Here is a 20,619-nt window from a genome sequence, read left to right on the forward strand (position 1 = left end):
GCATGGGGTCCGACACCGCGCCCGGTCCATCCCGTCAGGACGTGAATCCATGGAACCAAGCCAGGCGCGACGCGCGGCGCGGGAGTGCCGGTCCGGATCTTTCGCCGCATGAGCGTCGAGGCGCGTCGCAGGTTCGACCGGCTGATCCTGCCGCTGGTCGACGACGGCTTCCGGCTCGCCCGCTGGCTGACGGGCAGCGCCACCGATGCCGAGGACGTCATGCAGGAGGCCTGCCTGCGGGCCTTTCTCGCCTTGGACCGGCTGATCGAGACCAATGTCCGCGCCTGGTTCCTGACGATCGTGCGCAATGCCTGCTATTCCTGGCTGGCCAAGCATCGGCCGGGAATAAATCTCTCCAGTGAGCTGTTACAGCCAAGGGACCGCTCGCTGTTGGAGCGCGGCGGAGCCGCCGCCGAACCCATGCCCTCGCCGGAAGACATGCTGATCGCGAAGGACGAGGGCGAGCGGCTCGCCGGGGCGATCGGCACCCTGCCGCTGGCGATGAAGGAGGTGCTCGTCCTGAGGGAATATCATGGCCTGTCCTATCGCGAGATCTCTGAGGTGAGCGGCGTGCCGATCGGCACCGTGATGTCGCGCCTGGCGCGGGCGCGCGAGCAATTGCTCGCCAGTTTCCGACGGACCGCCGATGAGACCTGACGAGAAGGACCGGTTGCTGCTCGCGGCCTATCTCGACGGCGAGCTTTCGCCCGGCGAGCTGGTGGCGTTCGAGGCGCGGCTCGCCGACGAGTCGGCCCTGCGGCGGGACTGCGAGGACCTGGCGGCGCTGTCCGGCGCCGTTCGGCGCAGCCTCGCCGAGACGCCGGTTCCCGCAGGCCTCGGGGCGCGGCTCGCCGAAGGGCTCGGCGCGGCCGAGCCGGTGCCGCCTCGCCAGGTTCCCCGCTGGCTGCCGCTCGCCGCCGTCCTTCTGATCGGCCTCTTCGCCGGCGGCCTCCTCGGCTATGGCGCCGGCCTCCGGCACGAGGCGGGCGGCGGGCTTTCGGCGGAGGGCGCCGCGATCGACGCGATCTATGCCGGCCATCTGCGCGGCCTCGCCGCGCCGCAGCCCTTCGACATCGCCTCGTCCGACCGGCATGTCGTGAAGCCCTGGTTCAACGGGCGGACGGTGATCGCGCCCGACGCGCCGGACCTCGCGCCCGAAGGCTTTCCGCTCGCGGGCGGGCGCGTCGATGTCGTCGGCGGCGAGAAGGTGCCGACGCTGGTCTATCGCCGCCGCGAGCACGTCATCAGCGTCACCATCCTGCCGAGGCGGGACGAGGCGGAGGCCGCGCCGCCGCGCCGCGCCGGCTCGACCATCGAGCGCTGGGACGTCGGCGATCTCAGCTATTTCGCGGTCTCCGACCTCAATGCCGTAGAACTCCGCCAGTTCGCGCAGCTCTTCCGGGCGCGCACGGCGCCCGCCGGCTGACGGCAAGCACCCGCCGCGCGACGGAATTTCTTCGCGCCGGCCGGGAATAATCCGCCGCAGGCCCCGGTTCCCGCTCCGATCGCCGTATCGGGCCGGGGGGATGGGATGCCGAAGCTTCGAAGACCGGTAGCGGGAGGGGCGTGTCGAGCCCGGCGGGCGCCGTGCCATGCCGCCCTATGAGGCCCTTCTGCCCTTCGTCCTCGGCATCCTCGTCCTGCAACTGTCGCCCGGCCCCGACATGCTGCTGATCCTGGATCGCGGCCTGACGCACGGGACGCGGATCGCGTTCTCGACCATCGCGGGCATCGTCCTCGTCGCCGGCGCCGTGCAGCTCGCGCTGCTCGTCCTCGGCCTCGGCACCCTTCTCCACGACCATCCGTCGATCCTGATCTGGCTGCGCGCGGCCGGCGCCGCCTATCTCTGCTATCTCGGCCTTCGGATGATGGCGACGCCGTTCCGAGGGATCGGCGCCCGGCCCCGCCCGGTCGACACGGGCACGGCGTTGCGCGAGGGGGCGCTGAACAGCCTGACCAATCCGAAGACCTGCCTCTTCCTCTTCGTCGTCCTGCCGCAATTCGCCGATCCGAGCGCCGGGCCGGTCTGGTTGCAGATGCTGGTGCTCGGCGCCCTGCACAAGCTGGCGAGCTTCACGACGCTCGGCGCCGTCGCGCTCGCGGCGGGCCGGATCGGCCGCTGGACGCGGCGCTGGCCGCACCTCCTGCCGGTGCAGCGCCATCTCTGCGGCGCGCTTCTCGTCGCGCTCGGCGCCGGCATGGCCCTGCGCCAAGCCTATCCGGCCTGAAACTTGTTTCGCCGCTTTCCCCGCGCGGGCTCCGGTCCGGGCGGCGGACCTCGTCTCATATCATCGCGCCTGCGCGGGGATCCGCTCACCTCACCGCTTCGTCATCCCGGCCCCGAGCCGGGATCCATTCCAAGCCAGTCACGACCATCCGGGAGCGATGCGGAAGGACGCCCATCTTCACCCTTATCCATGCGGCTCTGCGGGAGGCATGGATCCCGGGTCGGGCCCGGGATGACGAAGCTGAGGCGGGGTCGTCAAGATCAGTGTATAAGCGTTTCGGTTTCAGGCGGCGCCGACGGCGCAGGGCGCGGCTTCGCCCGGCAGCCAGGCGACGAGATCCTCGACCGGCATCGGCCTCGCCAGGACATAGCCCTGGAAGGCGTCGCAGCCGATGGATCTCAGATAGTCGAGCTGTTGCTCGTCCTCGACGCCCTCGGCGATGCAGCGCATCCGCAGCGACTTGCAGAAGGCGACGACGGCCGAAAGCAGTTCCCGGCCGGCCTCGTCCGACGCCCCCGCGACGAAGCTGCGGTCGATCTTGACCTTGTCGATCGGCAGCCGGCGCAGATAGCTGAGGCTGGACTGGCCGGTGCCGAAATCGTCGAGGGCGATCTGGATGCCCATGCTGCGCAGGAGGCGGATCGAGGCTTCGGCCGCGCCGAAATCGCGCAGGACCGCGGTTTCCGTCAGCTCCATCACGAGGCGCGCCGGATCGATGCCCGAGCGCCGGACGAGCGCCATGATCGCGACGACCGTCTCGTGGCAGGTGAGATCGTGGGCGGAGAGGTTGAAGGACAGGCGCACCTCGCCGGGCAGCGCCGCCAGATGCGCCAGCGCCTTGCCGAGCAGCGTCAGGGTCAGGCGGTGGATGATGCCCGCCCGCTCGGCCAGCGTGACGAAGACGTCCGGCGCGACGCGGCCAAGCTGCGGGCTCGTCCAGCGCGCCAGCGCCTCCACGGCCTCGATGGTGCCGTCGGCGATGGAGGCGATCGGCTGGAGATGGACCGACATCTCGCGGTCGAGATCAGCCACCTGAAGCGCCGCCTCCACCTCGCGCTCGGAGCGGATGCGCCGCTCGTGCTCGCCCGAATAGAGGGTCGCGAAGCCGCGACGCTCGCCCTTCGCGCGATAGAGCGCGTAGTCGGCGCCGTCATAGAGCGCCCGCGCCCGGCCGGAAACGTCGCCGCTCGTCGCGATGCCGCAGGAGGCGCCGATCGAGATCGCCGTCTCGCCGAGACGGAAGGGCACCGACAGCGCCTCGCAGGCGCGCGTGCCGACCGCCAGCGCCTCCTCGCCGTCGCCCTCGATCGCGAAGGCGAATTCGTCGCCGCCGAGCCGCGCCACCAGCCGGTCGGCGCCGAAGACGCCGCGCAGCCGCTCGCCGACCCGCTCCAGGAGCTCGTCGCCGACGAGATGGCCGAACGTGTCGTTCACCGCCTTGAACCGGTCGAGATCGATGACGCCGAGCGCCACCTCGCCGCCGCGCCGCGTTTGGCGCTCCAGGATCAGATCCGCCTCGGCGAAGAAGAAGCGCCGGTTCGGCAGGCCTGTCAGCATGTCGGTATGGGCGAGCTTCGTGACCTCGCGGTTCAGCCGCTCCGTTTCCATCTGCGTGCGGATCAGCGTGTCGAAGCCGCCGAAGCTGTTGAACAGGACGCGGATCATCACCAGCGTCACGAGGAGGATGTTGAGGCCGATGGCGACATAGACCGCGTCGCCATAGGAGATGCAGTAGACGAGATAGGGCAGCGTCACGATCGCGGTGACGGCGAGCGCCGCCTGGGGCAGGTGCATCAGGCAGAAGATGCAGCCGATGACGGTGATCGCGATGAAGAGGGCGACATGGGCGTGCTGGTGCTCGCCGCCATAGCGGCCGAGGGCGAGCGACCAGGAAATATAGGCGATCGCGATCGCGGAGCCGAGGACGATCGTCCGCCGCAGCCGGTGGACGATCTCCGGCTGCTCCGGCGGGCGCTTGGGCCGGCGCAGCCAGGCGAGGAGACGCAGGATGGTGACCCCGATGAGGAGCCCCGGCACCCAGAGCGTCATCCAGGCGGGGGCGAGGCCGAGATGCGTATAGGCGACGGCCGCCGCGTTCATGCCGAGCAGGGCATAGAGCAGCGGGATCTGCCGCTGGAGCTCGCCATATTGCGCCCGGGCGAGAACCGGATCGACCGAGCGCATGGTCATCCAGTTCGCGAACCTCTCGAAGACGGTCATTTCCTCATCCCGCATTTGGCGCGAGACTAGCGACGCGACGTAAAGCCGGCGTTAGCAGCCGGGCGCCAAGTCGATGCGCCGCTTAAGGAAAATCGGCGCATCGGCTGACGGAGTGTGCGGGCACCCTCCCTATGGCGCGATGTTCGGCCAGGTATCGGCGAGGCGGTAGCCGCCCGGCCAGGGATCGGACGGGTCCAGCATCAGCTGTGCCGTGCCGGTGATCCAGGCCCGGCCGGAGACGACGGGCACGATCGCCGGCCGCCCCTCGATCGCCGCGAGCCGCTCGATCCGGCAAAGGAATTCGGACCCCATGACGGAGAGGCCGCGAAAGGCCTCGCCGACCTCCAGCTCGCCCCTGGCCTGCAGCACCGCCATGCGCGCCGAACAGCCGGTGCCGGTCGGCGAGCGGTCGAGCTTGCCAGGCCGGATCGCCACCGTGTTGCGGCCGGTGGCGATGCCGTTCTCGCGCGTCACGGGCGCGGTGAACTGGCAGAAGGAGATATGGTCCCATTCGGGATTCTGCGGATGGACGAAGCCGAGCTGCTCGTTCGCCGCCGCCGTGATGCGCATGCCGGTCTCGGCGAGCTCGCGCGCCTCGTCCGGACGGAGCGCGAAGCCGAGCCGGCCCGCATCCACGAGCACGAAGCTGTCGCCGCCATAGGCCGTGTCGACGGTCAGCGTTCCGAGCCCGGCCACCTCGATCGTGGCGTCCAGCCGGTCGGCGAAGGACACGACGTTCGTCACCGCGATCCGCTCCGCCTTGCCGTCGCGGCAGGTGGCGGTGATCTCCACGAGACCGCCCGGCGCCTCCAGCGCGAAGCGCGTTTCGGGCTCGGTCATCGGCACGATGCCCGTGTCGAGCAGCACAGTCGCCACGCAGATCGAGTTGGAGCCGGACATCGGCGGCGTGTCCGCAGGCTCCATGATGATGAAGCCCATCGCGGCGCGCGGGTCCTTCGGGGGAACCAGCAGGTTCACATGGCGGAAGACGCCGCCGCGCGGCTCGTTCAGCACGAAATTGCGCAGGACCTCGTCGCGGGCGACGAAGCGCGACTGGTCCCAGAGCGTCGCGCCCGGCGGCGGCGCGACGCCGCCGACGATCACGTCGCCGACCTCGCCCTCGGCATGGCAGCCGACGACGTGAATGACCTTGCCACTACGCATGCATCTGGTTCTCCGGGAGGCGACGGGAAAGTCTCATCGGCCGGGCCTCAGCGCGCGAGGCCCTGGGCCACGGGGCCGTCCCGCCCCTGGAGCGCGAGGTCGTCGCGGATGCAGGCGGTCAGGCGGTCCTCGCCGACCGGCCGCAGCGCCGGGCTCGCCGTCGCGCAGTCCGGCAGGGCGTGACGGCAGCGCGTGCGGAACACGCAGCCGCTCGGCGGATCGATCGGATTGGGCAATTCGCCCTCGGCGAGCACCCGGATCGGCGGGCGGTCGGGATCGGGCACCGGCAGGGCGGACAGCAGCGCTTCGGTATAGGGATGGCGCGGCCGCTCGTAGAGCGCCGCGCTCGGCGCGATCTCCATGATGCGCCCCAGATAGAGCACCACGACCCGGTCGCAGAGATGCTCGACCACGGCGAGATCGTGCGAGATGAAGAGGATGGTGAGCCCGAGCCGTTCCTTCAGGTCCTGCAACAGGTTCAGCACCTGCGCCTGGACCGAGACGTCGAGCGCCGAGACCGGCTCGTCCGCCACGATGAAGTCCGGCTCGACCATCAGGGCGCGCGCGATCACGATGCGCTGGCGCTGGCCGCCGGAGAATTCTTGTGGGTAGCGCCCCGCCGCCTCGGCGGGCAGGCCGACCGTCTCCAGCATCCGCGCCACGTCGAGCCGCCGGCTCTTGCGGGTGCCGAGGCCGTGGACGCGCGGGCCCTCGGCCAGGATCTCCCCCACCTTCATGCGCGGATTGAGGCTGGAGAACGGATCCTGGAAGATCATCTGCATGCGCTTGCGGAAGGGCAGCATGTCGCGCTCGCCGAGCCGGGCGATGTCGCTTCCGTCGAAGGAGACGCGGCCGGCGGACGGGTCGAGCAGCCGCAGGATCATCCGGCCGATCGTCGTCTTGCCCGAGCCGGATTCGCCGACGAGGCCGAGGATCTCGCCGCGCCGGACCGAGAAGTCGATGCCGGCGACCGCCTGGAGCGAGCGTCGGGGGCCGAAGGGCCGGTCGGCCTTCACCGGAAAGCGCCGGACGAGGCCCTCGACCCGGACGAGATCGCGGCTGTCGCTCATCGGCCGACCTCCCGCCACCGGAGGCAGCGCACCGCGCGACCGGGGGCGACGGTCTCCAGCGGCGGATTGGCGCCGAGGCAGGCGTCGATCGCGAAGCGGCAGCGCGGCGCGAAGCGGCAGCCGGGCGGCAGCGCCAGCGGGCTCGGCGGCAGGCCGCCGATCGCCGGCAGCCGCCCGCCGCCGGCGGCATGGCCCTGCCGCGGAATGGAATCGAGCAGCCCTTGCGTATAGGGATGGCGCGGATCGGCGAAGATCGCCCGCACCGGGGCGCGCTCCACGATCTGGCCGGCATACATCACCGCAACCTCGTCGGCGATCTGGGCGATGACGCCGAGATTGTGCGTGATGAACAGGACCGCCATCCCGATCTCCTTCTGGAGCCGAGCGATGAGGTCGAGGATCTGCGCCTGGATCGTCACGTCGAGGGCGGTGGTCGGCTCGTCGGCGATGAGGAGCGAGGGGCGGCAGGCGAGCGCGATGGCGATCATCACGCGCTGGCGCATGCCGCCGGAAAGCTGGTGCGGATAGTCGTCGACGCGCTTTTCCGGCGCCGGGATGCCGACGAGGCGCAGCAACTCCACCGCCCGTGCCCGCGCCTCGCGGCGGCCGACCTTCTGGTGCAGTCGGACCGCCTCCTCGATCTGCCGACCGACGGACCAGACGGGATCGAGGCTGGTCATCGGCTCTTGGAAGACCATCGCCACGTCGTTGCCGCGAATGGCCCGAAGCTCCGGCTCCGAGGCGGTGGCGAGGTCCACCGCGCGCCCCTTGCCGCCGAGCCGGATGGAGCCCCCCGCGATGCGCCCGCCGCCGCGCTCGATGAGGCGCAGGATCGACAGGCTGGTGACGGACTTGCCGGAGCCGGATTCGCCGACGAGTCCGAGCGTCCGGCCGGGCACGATGTCGAAGGACACGCCGTCGACGCTGCGCACCGTCCCGCGCTCCGTCGGAAAGACCGTGGTCAGGTCGCGGATCGACAGGAGGGGCTCGGCCCCTTCGCTCGGCATCGCCATGGTCACGACCGCCTGACGCGCGGATCGACCACGCCGTAGAGAATGTCCACGAGAACGCCGACCGCGATATAGATGAAGGCGCTGAGCAGGATGAAGGCCTGCACCACGGCATAGTCCTGGCGCAGGATGCCGTCGATCACCAGGCCGCCGACGCCCGGCCAGGTGAAGATGCGCTCGACCAGCACCGAGCCGCCGAGAAGCTGCGCGAGGATCAGCCCGCCGGCGGTCAGCGTCGGCAGGAAGGCGTTCGGCAGGACATGCCCGAAGGCGATGGCGAGGCGCCCGACGCCCTTGGCATGCAGGACCGTGACGAAGGGCTCGTGGGCCGTGTCGAGGAGATTGGCCCGCAGCAGGCGGATGAGATAGCCGAGCGAGCCGAGCGCCAGCGTGACGGCCGGCAGCGCGAGGTGCCGCAGCGCCTCCCAGAAGCCGGCGAGGTCGCCGGCGAGGAGGAAGTCGAGCGTGTAGAAGCCCGTCCATTCCGTCGGCGGCACGGGGCCCCGGCCGACGGGACCCGGAAACCAGCCGAGCTGCTCGAAGAACAGGATCAGGAAGATCAGCGCGACCCAGAAGGGCGGCACGCCCATGAAGACGAAGGCGGCGGCGCGCAGCGCCCGATCCGGCCAGCGCGAGCCGGAAAAGGTGGCGAGGACGGCGAGGAGCACGGCCCCGGCGAAGGCGAAGGCGAAGGCATAGAGGGCGAGCTCGACGCTGGCCGGCAGCCGCGCGAGGATCTGGTCGAGGACCGGCTGGCCGGCGCTGTAGGAGAAGCCCCAGTCGCCCTTCAGGAAATGGAGGATGTAGTCGAGATATTGCCGGGGCAGCGGCTTGTCGAGGCCGAGCGTCGCCTCGACCTGCGCGATCACCTCGTCGGTGGCGAAGGGGCCGGCGATCAGCCGCGCCGGATTGGTCGGCACCGCGCGCAGCACCAGAAAGGCGAGGAGCGAGGCGCCGAACAGGGTCAGGATTGCCGAGACCAGCTTTTCGGACACGAAGCGCAGCATGGATCAGGGCGCTCCCTTGGCGGATTTCGGATCCTGCGCGTCGCGCAGCCGATCGGCGAGGAGATTGGCGGCGGCGGCCAGAAGGAAGATGCCGAGCCCCGGAAAGAGCCCCAGCCACCATTGGCCGGTCAGCGCATAGGCGAGGCCCTCGGTGATCATCGTGCCCCATTCCGGCAGCGGCGGCTGGATGCCGAGCCCGACGAAGCCGAGCGCGGCCAGCGTCAGGATCGAGAAGCTGAAGACGGAGGAGGCCTGGATCAGAAGGGTGGAGACGGTCTGCGGCAGGACGTGGCGCAGGATGATCCGGGGGCGCGACACGCCGAGGACGCGCGCGGCGTCGATGAAGGCGAGGCCGCGAATGCGCATCACCTCGCCGCGCAGCAGCCGGTAGTACCAGGGAATGGCGGCGAGGACGATGCCGATGACGGCCGAGGAGACGCCCGGCCCGAGTCCGATCGCCACCGCCATGGCGAGGATCAGCGGCGGAAAGGCGAGGATCGCGTCCATGACGCGCGACAGGAGGAGGTCGAGCCAGCCGCCGGAGAAGCCGGCGACGAGGCCGAGCGCCCCGCCGATCGCGGTGCCGATGAGGGTGACGACGAAGGAGACGGTGAGCGAGACGCGGGCGCCGCCGATGAAGCGGGCGAGGACGTCGCGCCCGACATCGTCGGTGCCCATCGGGTGGTCCAGGGTCGGGGGCGAGAGCGAGGCGAGGACGTCGACATCGAGCGGGTCGATGCGCCAGAGCAGCGGCCCGAAGGCTGCCGCCAGCACGAGCCCGGCCAGGATGGCCGCGCCCGCCAGCATCTCCCCATCCCGGAACAATCGGCCGAACGGTCCCTTCATGCGGTCTCTTCCCGGAGCGGGCCGGAGGCGCCCCCGGAGGGACGCCCGCCGGCGCCTGGATCAGAAGGCGTGCGGATAGTTCTCACGCGCGAAGGCCTCGGAGATGTAGCCGTCGGCGAGATCGTCCCGCACCTTCTCCACCGGGCGCTCGGACGGCAGGCCGTAGCCGCCGCCGCCGCCGGTATGGAGCTTCAGCAGCCCGCCCTTCGGCACGAGGAAATGCGTCGTCTTCGGCAGGATGTGCTCGGTGCCGTCCGGCATCCGCACGACGGCATTGTTCGCCCGCCCGCCGAGCCCGCCTTCCAGGCCCCAGGGCTGGTTCTTCGAGCGTTCGAAGACCGTCGTGATATAGGTGTCCTCCGTCATCTCGAAGAAGAGATCCATGCCGGGACCGCCGCGATACTTGCCGGGGCCGACCGAATCCTCGGCCAGCGCCAGCCGCTCGACCAGGAAGGGGTTGCGCGCCTCCCAGACCTCGATGGGCGTGAAGCGCGTCGCCGATTCCGAGATGTGCAGCATGGTGCCGCCGTCGCCGCCGTTCCAGGCGCCCTGCCCGGTCGGATGCGGCGCGCCGTCGGCCCAGGCCTCGCCCGTCGCCTCGCGCGTGCCCCACCAGACGACGGAGCAGATGCAGCCGCCCGAACAGGCCGGCACGCCGGACGGCAGCGCCTTGGAGATCGCGTTGTAGATGACCTCGATCGCCTGGAGCGCCGGCCAGCCGTAGAGGAAGCAGGGCGAAGGCGGCTCGGGATCGAACATCGAGCCCGGCCGGGTGATGACCTTCAGCGGCCGGAAATGGCCCTCGTGCGGCGCCTCGCCATAGCCGGCCAGCATGGTGATCGCGACGCGGCTCGCCGAGATGGTGGAGGGCAGCGGGCTGTTGACGGGGCCGCCCTGCGCGTCCGGCACGTTGGAGAAGTCGAGCGTGACGTCCGATCCCTTGACCTCGACCGCGATCTCGAAGGGAATGCGGTCCTTCGTCACGCCGTTGTCGTCCATCTCGCCATGGCCGACATAGCGCCCGTCCGGGATCTTCTCGAAGAAGCTGCGGATCACCGCCTCGCCATGGTCGAACATATGCTCGACCGCGTTGCGATAGGTTTCGAGGCCGAAGCGCGACACGACCTCGACGAAGCTTTTCGCGCCGACGCGGCAGCCGGTGACCTGCGCGTCGAGATCGCCCGACACCGCCTTCGGCACGCGGCTGTTGCCGAGCACCATGCGGTAGATGTCGTCGTTCAGCTCGCCCTTCTTGTAGATCTTCACGCCCGGAAAGACCGTGCCTTCCTGGAAGACGTCGGTCGTGTCGGTGCAATAGGGGTCCTTGGCGGCGATATCCAGCCAATGGCCCTTGATCGCCGTGTAGCCGATCAGCTCGCCCTCGAAGAAGACGGGCATGACGACGACCATGTCCTGGGGATGCGACCCGGTGCCGTAGGCCCAGTTATACATGAGGACGTCGCCCTCGAAGAGCTTGTCCTCGCCGCCGATGTTCCTCACCGCCTCGCGCACGGCGAAGTTCAGCGTGCCCATGAACATCGGCAGGCTCGGCGCCTGCGACAGCATGCGCAGCCGCCGGTCGTAGATCGCGACCGCGAAGTCCAGCACCTCGTAGATGATCGGCGAGAAGGCCGTGCGGATCAGCGCCCGCTTCATCTGGTTGGCGGCGGAGTTGAGGGCGTGGCGCACGACCTCCGTCGTGATCGGATCGGACTCGTAGGCGATGCCGTCGCTCGGCACGCCCGCGAGGTGGAGGACCGGATCTTTGCGTTTCATGAATCAGGTCCTCCGTTCCAGAATGAGCTCGCCGACCGTGCCGACGCGCGCGCTCCACTCCGCGTCGAGATAGGTGGTGCAGGTGCCTTCCGTGATGATCGCCGGCCCCGGCAGCACGCCGTCGATCGCGGCGCGCGGCACGATGCGGAAATCCAGCCGCTCGCCCTTCTCGAAGGAGAAGGCGGAAAGCCTCCGCTCCCCGGCCAAAGGCTCCGGCCGGTGCTCGAAGCGGATCTCGCGGCGCGGCAGCGGCACGCGCAGGGTGGCGCGCATGGAGACGATCTCGATCGCGTCGTTCATCGTGCTGCCGAAGGTGCGCGAATATTCCGCCTTGAACCGGTCGCGGATCGTCGCGACGTCTTCCGCGACGCGACCGTCGACGCATTCGACGACGACGGAGAGCCAGTGTTCCTGGCCCTTGTAGCGCAGGTCGAGCCGGGCATTGGCGATCGCCTCCTCGAAGGAGCGCTCGCTGCGGGCGCGGATGCTGTCGAAGAGCTCGCCGAGGACGGCATTGGCGACGTCGAGCGCCGCCTCGTCGAGATCGAGAATGCGCGTGCGGGCCGCCGACTGCACCATGTCGGCGCCGAGAAGACCCCAGGCCGAGAAATTGCCGGCGAGCGGCGGCACGACGATCTCGTTCATGGCGAGCTCGTCGGCGAGAAGCGTCGCCATCAGCGGCCCCGCCCCGCCGAAGGGCAGAAGCGTCATCGCGCGGGGATCGAGGCCCTGATCGAGCGAGATCTCGCGCATGGCGTTCGCCATGGCGGAGCTGGCGATGCGCAAGACGCCGGCGGCGGTCGCCTCGACATCGCGCGAGATCGCTGCGGCGACGGGGGCGAGCGCCGCCTCCGCCTTGCCGATGTCGAGATGGATGCCGGAAGCGAGATCGCCCGGGCCGAGCATGCCGAGAAAGGCGGCGGCGTCCGTCAGGGCCGGCTGGGTGCCGCCTTTGCCGTAGCAGGCGGGGCCGGGCACGGCGCCGGCGCTCTGCGGGCCGACGCGCATCAGGTTGCCGGCATCGACATAGGCGAGCGAGCCGCCGCCCGAGCCGATGGAGCGCACGTCCACCCAGGAGGTCTGGACCGGCATGTTGTCGATCATGCCCTCGAACAGCACCTGCGGCTCGCCGTCGATGATGAGGGCGGTGTCGAAGCTGGTGCCGCCGACATCGGCGGTGATCATGGTCTTGCGGCCGAGCATCTTGGCGAGTTCGCCCGCCCCTTGCGCGCCGCCGACCGGGCCGGACATGATCGTCTCGAAGGGCCGGTCCTCCGCCTCGGCGAAGGTCATCGAGCCGCTGCCGGAGCGCGTGATGAGGCACTGGCCCTTGAAGCCGGCCTCGCGCAGCTTGGCGTCGAGGCGGCGCAGATAGTTCGACATGCGGCCGCGCACGAAGGCGTCGATCACCGTGGTCGAGGTGCGCTCGTATTCGCGATATTCGCCGGAGATCTTGTGCGAGAGCGAGATGCCGCCGGCATAGCCGACCTCGCGCAGGAGGCGCTCGACCTCCAGCTCATGCGCCGGATTGGCATAGGCGTTGATGAGGCAGACGGCGATGCTGTCGACCTTCTCGGCGATCAGCGTCGCGGCGGCCTCCCGCACGGTCTCCTCCGAGAGCGGCGAGAGCTCGGCGCCGTCGAAGCGCACGCGGCCGTCCACCTCCAGCCGCAGGCGGCGCGGCACGAGCGGCACGGTCTGCTTCCAGAAGAGATTGTACATCTCCGCCCGGTCGCCGCGCCGGATCTCCAGGACGTCCCGGAAACCCCGCGTCGTGATGAGACCGACCTTGGCGCCCCGCCGCTCCAGAAGCGCGTTCAGGCCGACGGTCGTGCCGTGCAGGAAGTAGGCCGAGCGCGCGATGATCTCGGCCGGCACATGGGCGCGGATCGCGTGGGCGACCCCTTCCTCCGGCGCGGAGGGCACGGTCGGCACCTTGCCTTCCACCGTTCGTCCGGTCTCCTCGTCGAAATAGACGAGATCCGTGAAGGTGCCGCCGATATCGACACCAATGCGGGTTGCCATTACGCTCGATCTCCGTGTTCCGGCGTCAGCTCACTTGCTCCAGAACCGGAAGTCCGGCAGCGGAGAGAAGGTGAAGGACTTCACGCTCTGGTTGAGGGCGACGACGGGCTGATCCTCGAAGAACAGGATCTTGGGAAACTTCTCCCGCCAGGCCTTGGTGATCTCGTCGAGGATCGGCTGGCGCGCGGCGTCGCCCGTCGTGGCGCGCAGCTTGGCGATCAGCGCGTCGACGCCCGGATCGCAGAATTCCGTCAGGTTGTTCGGATTGTTGCAGATCGTGTCGTAGCCGAAATAATAGCCGGCCTCGAAGACGCCCGGCCCGTCGAGGCGCAGGAAGGACGCGACCTTGTGAGCCTGCGTCAGGTCCTGATATTCGGCGCCGGGGGCGATGCGGATCTTCAGGTTGATGCCGAGCTTCGCCCAGGTGCCTTGGAGGACGGTGGCGATCTGCTGCTGGATCGCGTCGCCTTCCTGCACCAGCACCTCGACATCGACCGGCAGGGCGACGCCGCTTTCGGCGAGAAGCGCCTTAGCCTTGGCCGGGTCGAAGGCGAGCGGCTTGCTCAGCTCGGCATTGTAGCCCGGCAGGCTGGGCGGGATCGGGCCGTAATAGAGCGTGCCGTAGCCGAAGGCGACCTTCTTGACGATGTCCTCGTAGGGAACGGCATGGGAGACCGCCTCGCGCACCTTCGGGTTGTTCCAGGGCGCCTTGGTGTTCGGCAGCATCATCTGCTGCACGAAGGGATTGGTATAGGCGATGGTCTTGATGCCCGGCGCCTGCTTCAGCGTCGTGACCGCCTGCTTGGACAGGCCGAAGGTGATGTCCGCCTGGCCGCTGCGCGCCTGGAGAAGCAGGGTCGGCGCCGCCGAGATCCAGTTTACCTGGATGGTGGAGGAGGCCGCGCCGGGCTCGCCGACGAAATCGGGCCGCGCCGTCATCCGCGCCGACTGGTTGGGCGCGTAGGCGGCGAGATCGAACGGCCCGGAGCCCGCGACATGCGAGGCCATATAGGTGTTCGGCTGGCCGGCCGAAACGCCGCCATTCGCCTCGACCACGGACGGATCGACGATGGAGGCCGCCGCCGTCGCCCAGTCGACCAGCATATTGGCATTGGCGCGGTTCAGGCGGATGACGACCGTCCGCGGATCGGGCGTCTCGATGGCCTCGATGATGATCGGGTCGAGAATGCCGTCGGTCAGGAAGTAGCGGCCGCAGCCGGCCATCTTGATGCCGCGCTCGAAGGAATATTTCACCGCCGCCGCATCGACCGGCTTGCCGCTGGAGAACTTGAAGCCGTCCTTCAGCTTGAACGTATAGGTCTTGCCCTCGTCGCCGATCGTCCAGGATTCGGCGAGATAGGGTTTGACGGCGCCGTAATCGACGACCTGCGTACCCTCCGGCCCCGGCCGGACCTCGTATTGCACGAGGCGGACGTAGAAGTTCTGGAGGAAGCTGATCTCCGGCAGGCCGCAGGCCCAGGCCGGATCGAGCGTGGAAGGCGCCGTTGGGAAATTGACGACGAGCTCGCCGGGCGCCGCCGCCGCCGGACCGCCGCACAGCGCCGCCAGGGCCAGCGACGCACCGAAGACATTCGCGATCAGGCGCGGTTTGAAGGCCATTCCGGTCCCCTTTCGAGAGAGCGACTGCCGGGCGGGCGGTCGCGGCGAGTTTTGCCTTTAGGAAAATTTGTTCGCATCGTACGCCTCGATTGATAGCTGTCAACCGGCCCAGCGGCGTTTTTCGTCGTCCAGCGCCATTTTCTATTCCATTCGCGGCACTATGCTGCCGCCCCGCCGGCGCGACGCTGCCTCGCACCCATTTCCGGTTGCCAAGAGGCTTCGGCTGCTATATTTCTTATAGGAAAATCCTGGTGAATCAGAAATCATGACGCGAAATTCGGCGCAGCCGGAGCGCGGGGACGCGCGCAATCTGGACTTTCTCTCCTTCGGCGAACTCAAGGCGCTGCTCGCGAGGATCTTCCGCCATGCCGGCGCGAGCGAGGCCGTCGCGGAGTGCCTCGCCGCCAATTGCGCCGGCTGCGAGCGGGACGGGGCGCGCTCGCACGGCGTCTTCCGCATGCCGGGCTACGTGTCCTCGATCGCCAGCGGCTGGGTCGATGCCGCCGCCTCGCCCCGCCTGGAGGACGTGGCGCCGGCCTTCCTGCGCGCCGACGCGATGAACGGCTTCGCCCAGCCGGCCCTCGCCCTGGCCGCGCCAGCACTCATCGAGAAGGCGCGCCGCAACGGCATCGCCCTTCTCGCGATCCGCAATTCCCATCATTTCAGCGCCCTTTGGCCGGATGTCGAGCCCTTCGCCGAAGCCGGTCTCGTCGCGCTGACCATGGTCAACAGCTTCGCCTGCACCGTGCCCTTCGACGGGACGTCGGCGGTGTTCGGCACCAATCCGATCGCCTTTGCCGCGCCGCGCGACGGGGCGCCGCCGCTCGTCGCCGATCTCGCCACCAGCGCCATGGCCAATGGCGACGTGCAGATCGCGGCGCGCGAGGGCTTTTCCCTGCCGCCAGGCCAGGGCGTCGACCAGGACGGGCGGCCGACCATCGATCCGAAGGCGGTGCTCGACGGCGGCGCGCTTCTCACCTTCGGCGGCTACAAGGGCTCGGCCATCTCGCTGATGATCGAACTTCTCGGCGCGGCCCTCACCGGCGGCAAGTTCTCCTACGAGGTCGACTGGTCGGGCCATCCCGGCGCCCAGACGCCGCATACCGGCCAGGTGCTGATCCTGATCGACCCGGATGCGGGGCGCGACGCCGCCTTCGCCGGCCGCGCCCGAGCGCTCGCCGAACGCCTCGGCCGAGTCGGCGTCAGCCGGCTTCCGGGCGACCGCCGGTTCCGCCAGCGCGCCCGGAGCGCCGCCGAGGGCATCGGCCTCGTTCCCGCCGATCTCGCGCGCCTCAGGGCGCTTGCCGGACCGGCGTGACGGTCTCTATCCTTCCCGGCGCCGGCGCGTGGTGACTTCCTCCCGCTCGCCAGGCGCGCAAGCCGAGACGCTCATGGCCCCTTCCCCGATGTTCGAGACGGACGATGGCGAGACGGACGATCCGGCCCGCCCGGGAGCGCGATCCCTGTCCGTCACGCTGCGGCGGCTGCGGCGCGCGGCGGGCTTGAACATCTCGGAACTGGCGCAGCGCAGCGGCCTTGCGCCCTCGACGCTCTCGAAGATCGAGAACGCGCAGATGTCGCCGACCTATGACACGCTTCTCAGCCTGGCGAGCGGTCTCGGCGTCGATGTCACCGAACTCTTCGCCGCCAAGCCCTCCGCCTCGGTCAGCGGCCGCCGGGCCGTCACCCGCAGCGGCGAAGGGGCGCGGCTGCAATCGGCCCATTACAGCTACGAGCTGCTCTGCGCCGATATCGCCAACAAGAAGCTCGTGCCGCTTCTCACGCGCATCGACGCCCATTCGGTGAAGGATTTCGGCGCGTTGGTGACGCATCCGGGCGAGGAGTTCATCTATGTGCTCGAAGGCAGCGTGGCGCTCCATACCAGCCTCTACGCCCCGACCTTCCTCGGCACCGGCGATTCCTGCTATTTCGACAGCACGATGGGCCATGCCCTGGTCTCGACCTCGGAAAGCCCGGCGCTGATCCTCTGGGTCTGCTCCACCGTCGTCACCCCGCTCATCGGTTGAGGCCGGCGAGGTAGAAGGTCTGCATCCGGCCCTTGCCGGCGAGGTCGATCGGCGCGCGGCGCTCGAAGGAGAAGCCCGCGCCCGCCGCCTCGGCCACCGCCTGCGAGACATGGATGCGCCCCGGCTCGCAGGTCGATTCCAGCCGGCTCGCGGTGTTCACCGTGTCGCCCCAGACATCGTAGAAGAACTTCTTGGTGCCGACGATGCCGCCGGCGGCCGGCCCCGTGTCGATGCCGATGCGGATGCCGAGCGCCGTGCCGTGCTTCGTGGCGCGCACCTCTCCCGCCATCGCCGCCGCCATGGCGAGAACCCGCGCCGCGCTGTCGGCGAGCGGGTCGGGGATGCCGCCCACCACCATATAGGCGTCGCCGATCGTCTTGATCTTCTCCAGGCCGTGCCGGTCGGCCAGCGCGTCGAAGCGCGAGAAGATGTCCTCCAGCAATTGCAGGGTCTCTGTCGTGCCGAGGCGGGCGGCGAGCGAGGTGAAGCCGACGAGGTCGCAGAACATCACCGTCACGTCGTCGAACGCGTCCGCGACGACGCTCTCGCCGGCATGCAGGCGCTCCACGACGCTGCCCGGCAGGATGTTGCGCAGCAGCATCTCGGAGCGCTCCCGCTCCGCGCGCAGGAGGTCCAGCGTCCGCCTTTCGCGATCGCGCAGGAACTTGCGCTCCAACGACGAGCCGATGCGGGCGCGCAGCAGCGTCTCGTCCAGCGGCTTGGACAGATAGTCGTCGGCCCCGGCCTCGATGCAGCGCACCGCCGCCTCCGCCTCGTTCAGGGCGGACATCACGATCACCGGCAGCGGCGTCGCGCCGGCGCCCGCCTTCAGCCGTCGCAGCACTTCCAGCCCGTCGATGCCCGGCATCAGGAGGTCCAGCATCATGAGATCGATGCCGCCTTCGGCGATGCGCGCCAGCGCTTCCTCGCCGCTGCCGCGCACCGTCACCGCATGGCCCTGCCGCGTGAGGCGCCGCTCGATGAGGTCGCGCATCGCGGGATTGTCGTCCACCACCAGGATATGGCCCTGGACGATCTCGGCGGCCGGATCGCGCGACGGGGCCGGGATGATGCCGACGATATCGCCGGTCTTGCCGGCGGGCGCCGTCTCGGAGGGCGGACCGGCCCGCTCCGGCCGGACGAAGGCGGACAGCGTGTCGAGCGTTCCGAGCAGACGCTGCGCATCGGCGATGACGGTTTCCAGCCGTTCGGCGAGCGCGGCCGCGCCGGTCTCGGCGGCCTCCTCGGCGACGAGCTCGCCATAGCCGAGAATCGAGGTGATCGGCGTGCGCAGGTCGTGGCGCAGCTTGCGGATGTCGAGCCCGAGCTCGGGCGACGGATCGTCTCCGAGGCGCGTCTCCAGCTCGGCGGTGCTGGCGGCGAGATTGACGGCAGCGGCGCGCATCCGGGCGAGATCCTGGCCGAAGGGCGCGGGTTCCTCGCCGAGCCCGGCGGCAAGGCCCTCCACCTCGGCGCCGAGCTCGCGCACCGCCGGCTGCAGCCGGCCGCGCACGAAGGCGGCGAAGCCTTCCACGCCCGGATCGTCACCGCCGGCTTCCGGCAGGGCGCTCGCGCGGGGATCGAAGTCGAGGGACAGCATGGGGCGGCTCGCGATGCGGAAGGCCGCGCGCGACATGCGCGTCTGCCCGCGAGCGGAATCCATTCACTCGACGCTTCGTTCCGTCGGGCCGCTTCCGCTCGCGCGACCGCCCGGCCGGAGGGTCGGCGGATAGAGGTCGAAGCGCCCGCCTTGTCCTTCGAAGACGAGCCGCCTGTTCTTCCCGCATCTTCGACTGTCGGTCCCGCGATGCGGCGGCGAATGAACTTGGCCTTCGACTATGGCACCAAATCGCCGCTCAGTCGTTTGCAAGACGAAGTGCATGCGACGACGAGGATCGCAAGTTCCGACCATCCGAGACCCAAGCGAGGACTGCCATGCGTTACGTCGTGCTGCGCTCCGATCTGGAAGACGGCGTCGAGATGTTCGGCACGGTTCTCCCGGCGGACTATGCTTCGCTCGAGGCGGCGCGCGCGGCGGCGGGGCAGATGGCGCGCGCGCATTTCCGCCATGGCCACGATCCGGACCGCGATGCCTGGTGGGCGGCTGACATCCTTGGCCGGGAAGCGACCTATCGCGCGATGGAGGCTTCCGATCCCGGCGAGGCGCGGGCTCCGGTCGCGAAGGCCTCCCGCTTCGCGAATGACGATCGCGCGGCGGCCTGACGGCGCTTTGGGATCTCCGCATTCGCGACGGCGCGCCAGATCCCGGCGACGCTCGCCCCTCTTCGCTCAAGCGTAAGGGCTGAGAGGGATCGCCGGCAAGCATCGAGCAGACCCGGAAACCAAAACGCCCACCGGGGGAGGACCGGTGGGCGCTGGTTCAATGCCCTCGTTGGGAGGAGGAGGGCATGTTGGCCGATGGTGGGAGGAACCATCCGCCTATCCGCTTCGCCCTGGGAGGAGATGGGCTCCGCGAAATCGGTGTAGTCTTTAATAGACCGTCGCCTCGCGATCGGACAGCGCCGAATTTGCATGGCAGCCGTGCGTGAAACACGAGGCTGACGGCCTCCGTTCCCCCTCCCCGGCCCGTCCGCGCCGGAAACCCGTTTGCCGTCGAGTGTTGCGGCGAACGAACGGCCCGCTGGCGCCCGGCGCTTCGCGGCTTCCGGCGGAACGGCCGGCCGTCCGGCCGCTCGGTCAGGTCGCGGCGAAGATGTCCGAATACTGGTCGAGCAGTTGATTGGCGTCGAACTGCTGGCGCTGCGCCAGCATGATGTTCAGCACCGACAGCAATTGCGCGCTGCGGCCGGGAACCGCGAAGGCGATCGAGTCGCGGATATCGGTGATGAGGGTCGAGCCGAGATTGAGGTGGAGATCCGGCCGCAGCCGCATCAGCTTCTTCACTTCGAGCTCGTCGCGATAGGCAAGGTCCACCGCGCCACGATTGACCGCCTCCACCACCTCGTCCCAGTTCGCGAATTCGCGCAAGGTGGCGCGGGTGAAGATGTGCTTGGCGGTCTCGGCATAGGACGAATTGGCGATGACGCCGAGTCTGCCGTCGAAATCGCGGTTCAGCATCGCCTTCACGTCGCCCTCGCCGTGGCGCTGCGCGAGGGCGGCGCGATTGACGAGGAGCGCATGGCGCAGATTGATCGACGGCGTCGTGAACTGCACCGTCAGCGCCCGGCGCGCCGTGATGCTGAGCTTGGAGATCGCCACATCGACCGCGCCCATCGAGGCGAGCTCGACCACGTCGTTGAAGGCGGCGGCCTCGCGGTTGAGGACAAGCTCGACATCGAGGAGCCGAGCGAGAGAGCGGGCGAACTCGACGTCCCAGCCGTTGAGGGACGGGCTCTGATCGCCCGTCGCGGCGCTCGATCGATAATAGAAGGGCGGCGAGTCGAAGCGCGTCATGCCGACGATCAGCTGCCCGCGCTCCTTGATCGCCCGGATCTCCGGGGCGAGTGCCGCGTTCTCCATCGCCTCGGCCAGGGCGGGATGGGTCAGGGCCGGCGTCATCAGCGCCGTCGCCGCCAGCGACAGGCAGAACCGGCGGCGGTCGAGCCGCGACGGACGGGTATGGGCGTCGAACGGGCGCATGGAGGTTCCGTCTTCGAGAGGGTTCG

General features: G+C 69.5%; 17 protein-coding genes. 6 read left to right on the forward strand and 11 right to left on the reverse strand.

All coding sequences use genetic code 11. The annotated features are described in order from the left end of the window. Positions 1–108 precede the first annotated feature (108 nt). From IEY14_RS17215 to IEY14_RS17225, 3 genes are all read left to right on the forward strand, one after another. Entirely contained in the window at positions 109–657 is a 549-nt protein-coding gene (locus IEY14_RS17215; RefSeq protein ID WP_188910674.1) for a sigma-70 family RNA polymerase sigma factor, read from the forward strand. Further along, positions 647–1,426 (forward strand): anti-sigma factor family protein, encoded by a 780-nt coding sequence (locus IEY14_RS17220; RefSeq protein WP_188910676.1) that lies wholly within the window; start codon positions 647–649, stop codon positions 1,424–1,426. Before IEY14_RS17215 ends, IEY14_RS17220 begins: the two co-directional genes overlap by 11 nt. A gap of 166 nt (positions 1,427–1,592) precedes the next feature. Then, positions 1,593–2,228: a LysE family translocator gene (locus IEY14_RS17225; protein ID WP_188910678.1), complete on the forward strand. Its 636-nt coding sequence runs from the start codon at positions 1,593–1,595 to the stop codon at positions 2,226–2,228. A gap of 282 nt (positions 2,229–2,510) precedes the next feature. On the opposite strand, the gene IEY14_RS17230 is transcribed toward IEY14_RS17225, so the two are convergent. From IEY14_RS17230 to IEY14_RS17270, 9 genes are all read right to left on the reverse strand, one after another. After that, positions 2,511–4,448, reverse strand: coding sequence for a putative bifunctional diguanylate cyclase/phosphodiesterase (locus tag IEY14_RS17230; protein ID WP_188910680.1), 1,938 nt, complete (start codon positions 4,446–4,448; stop codon positions 2,511–2,513). 129 nt (positions 4,449–4,577) lie between these two features. After that, complete coding sequence (locus IEY14_RS17235) at positions 4,578–5,612, reverse strand: trans-3-hydroxy-L-proline dehydratase (RefSeq protein ID WP_188910682.1); 1,035 nt, start codon at positions 5,610–5,612, stop codon at positions 4,578–4,580. Positions 5,613–5,659: 47 nt separating this feature from the next. Continuing rightward, positions 5,660–6,682, reverse strand: coding sequence for an ABC transporter ATP-binding protein (locus IEY14_RS17240; protein ID WP_188910684.1), 1,023 nt, complete (start codon positions 6,680–6,682; stop codon positions 5,660–5,662). Next, complete coding sequence (locus IEY14_RS17245; RefSeq protein ID WP_373288993.1) at positions 6,679–7,695, reverse strand: ABC transporter ATP-binding protein; 1,017 nt, start codon at positions 7,693–7,695, stop codon at positions 6,679–6,681. The genes IEY14_RS17240 and IEY14_RS17245 overlap by 4 nt, the downstream gene beginning before the upstream one ends. A 2-nt stretch (positions 7,696–7,697) precedes the next feature. Then, positions 7,698–8,699, reverse strand: coding sequence for an ABC transporter permease (locus IEY14_RS17250; protein WP_188910686.1), 1,002 nt, complete (start codon positions 8,697–8,699; stop codon positions 7,698–7,700). 3 nt (positions 8,700–8,702) lie between these two features. Beyond that, entirely contained in the window at positions 8,703–9,545 is an 843-nt protein-coding gene (locus tag IEY14_RS17255; RefSeq protein WP_188910687.1) for an ABC transporter permease, read from the reverse strand. A gap of 60 nt (positions 9,546–9,605) precedes the next feature. Further along, positions 9,606–11,321, reverse strand: a complete 1,716-nt coding sequence (locus tag IEY14_RS17260) for a hydantoinase B/oxoprolinase family protein (protein WP_188910688.1) — start codon at positions 11,319–11,321, stop codon at positions 9,606–9,608. Between the two features lie 3 nt (positions 11,322–11,324). Continuing rightward, positions 11,325–13,346 (reverse strand): hydantoinase/oxoprolinase family protein, encoded by a 2,022-nt coding sequence (locus IEY14_RS17265; RefSeq protein WP_188910689.1) that lies wholly within the window; start codon positions 13,344–13,346, stop codon positions 11,325–11,327. A gap of 30 nt (positions 13,347–13,376) precedes the next feature. Next, the gene (locus tag IEY14_RS17270) at positions 13,377–14,966 is read right to left on the reverse strand and encodes an ABC transporter substrate-binding protein (protein WP_188910690.1); all 1,590 of its coding nucleotides are present in this window, start codon (positions 14,964–14,966) and stop codon (positions 13,377–13,379) included. 265 nt (positions 14,967–15,231) lie between these two features. Between IEY14_RS17270 and IEY14_RS17275 the strand changes: the two genes are divergently transcribed. Both IEY14_RS17275 and IEY14_RS17280 read left to right on the forward strand, forming a co-directional pair. Continuing rightward, the gene (locus IEY14_RS17275; protein ID WP_188910691.1) at positions 15,232–16,284 is read left to right on the forward strand and encodes an Ldh family oxidoreductase; all 1,053 of its coding nucleotides are present in this window, start codon (positions 15,232–15,234) and stop codon (positions 16,282–16,284) included. Positions 16,285–16,357: 73 nt separating this feature from the next. Then, on the forward strand, positions 16,358–16,993 hold the full coding sequence (locus IEY14_RS17280) for a helix-turn-helix domain-containing protein (RefSeq protein WP_244639535.1): 636 nt from the start codon (positions 16,358–16,360) through the stop codon (positions 16,991–16,993). On the opposite strand, the gene IEY14_RS17285 is transcribed toward IEY14_RS17280, so the two are convergent. Continuing rightward, positions 16,983–18,656, reverse strand: coding sequence for an adenylate/guanylate cyclase domain-containing protein (locus IEY14_RS17285; protein ID WP_188910692.1), 1,674 nt, complete (start codon positions 18,654–18,656; stop codon positions 16,983–16,985). The genes IEY14_RS17280 and IEY14_RS17285 overlap by 11 nt on opposite strands. A 272-nt stretch (positions 18,657–18,928) precedes the next feature. On the opposite strand from IEY14_RS17285, the gene IEY14_RS17290 reads away from it, so the two are divergent. Next, positions 18,929–19,216, forward strand: a complete 288-nt coding sequence (locus tag IEY14_RS17290) for a hypothetical protein (RefSeq protein WP_188910693.1) — start codon at positions 18,929–18,931, stop codon at positions 19,214–19,216. A 474-nt stretch (positions 19,217–19,690) separates the two neighbouring features. On the opposite strand, the gene IEY14_RS17295 is transcribed toward IEY14_RS17290, so the two are convergent. Continuing rightward, on the reverse strand, positions 19,691–20,593 hold the full coding sequence (locus IEY14_RS17295) for a substrate-binding periplasmic protein (RefSeq protein ID WP_188910694.1): 903 nt from the start codon (positions 20,591–20,593) through the stop codon (positions 19,691–19,693). Positions 20,594–20,619 lie beyond the last annotated feature (26 nt).

It is taken from the genome of Aureimonas endophytica (assembly GCF_014642635.1).
GTDB lineage: Bacteria > Pseudomonadota > Alphaproteobacteria > Rhizobiales > Rhizobiaceae > Plantimonas > Plantimonas endophytica.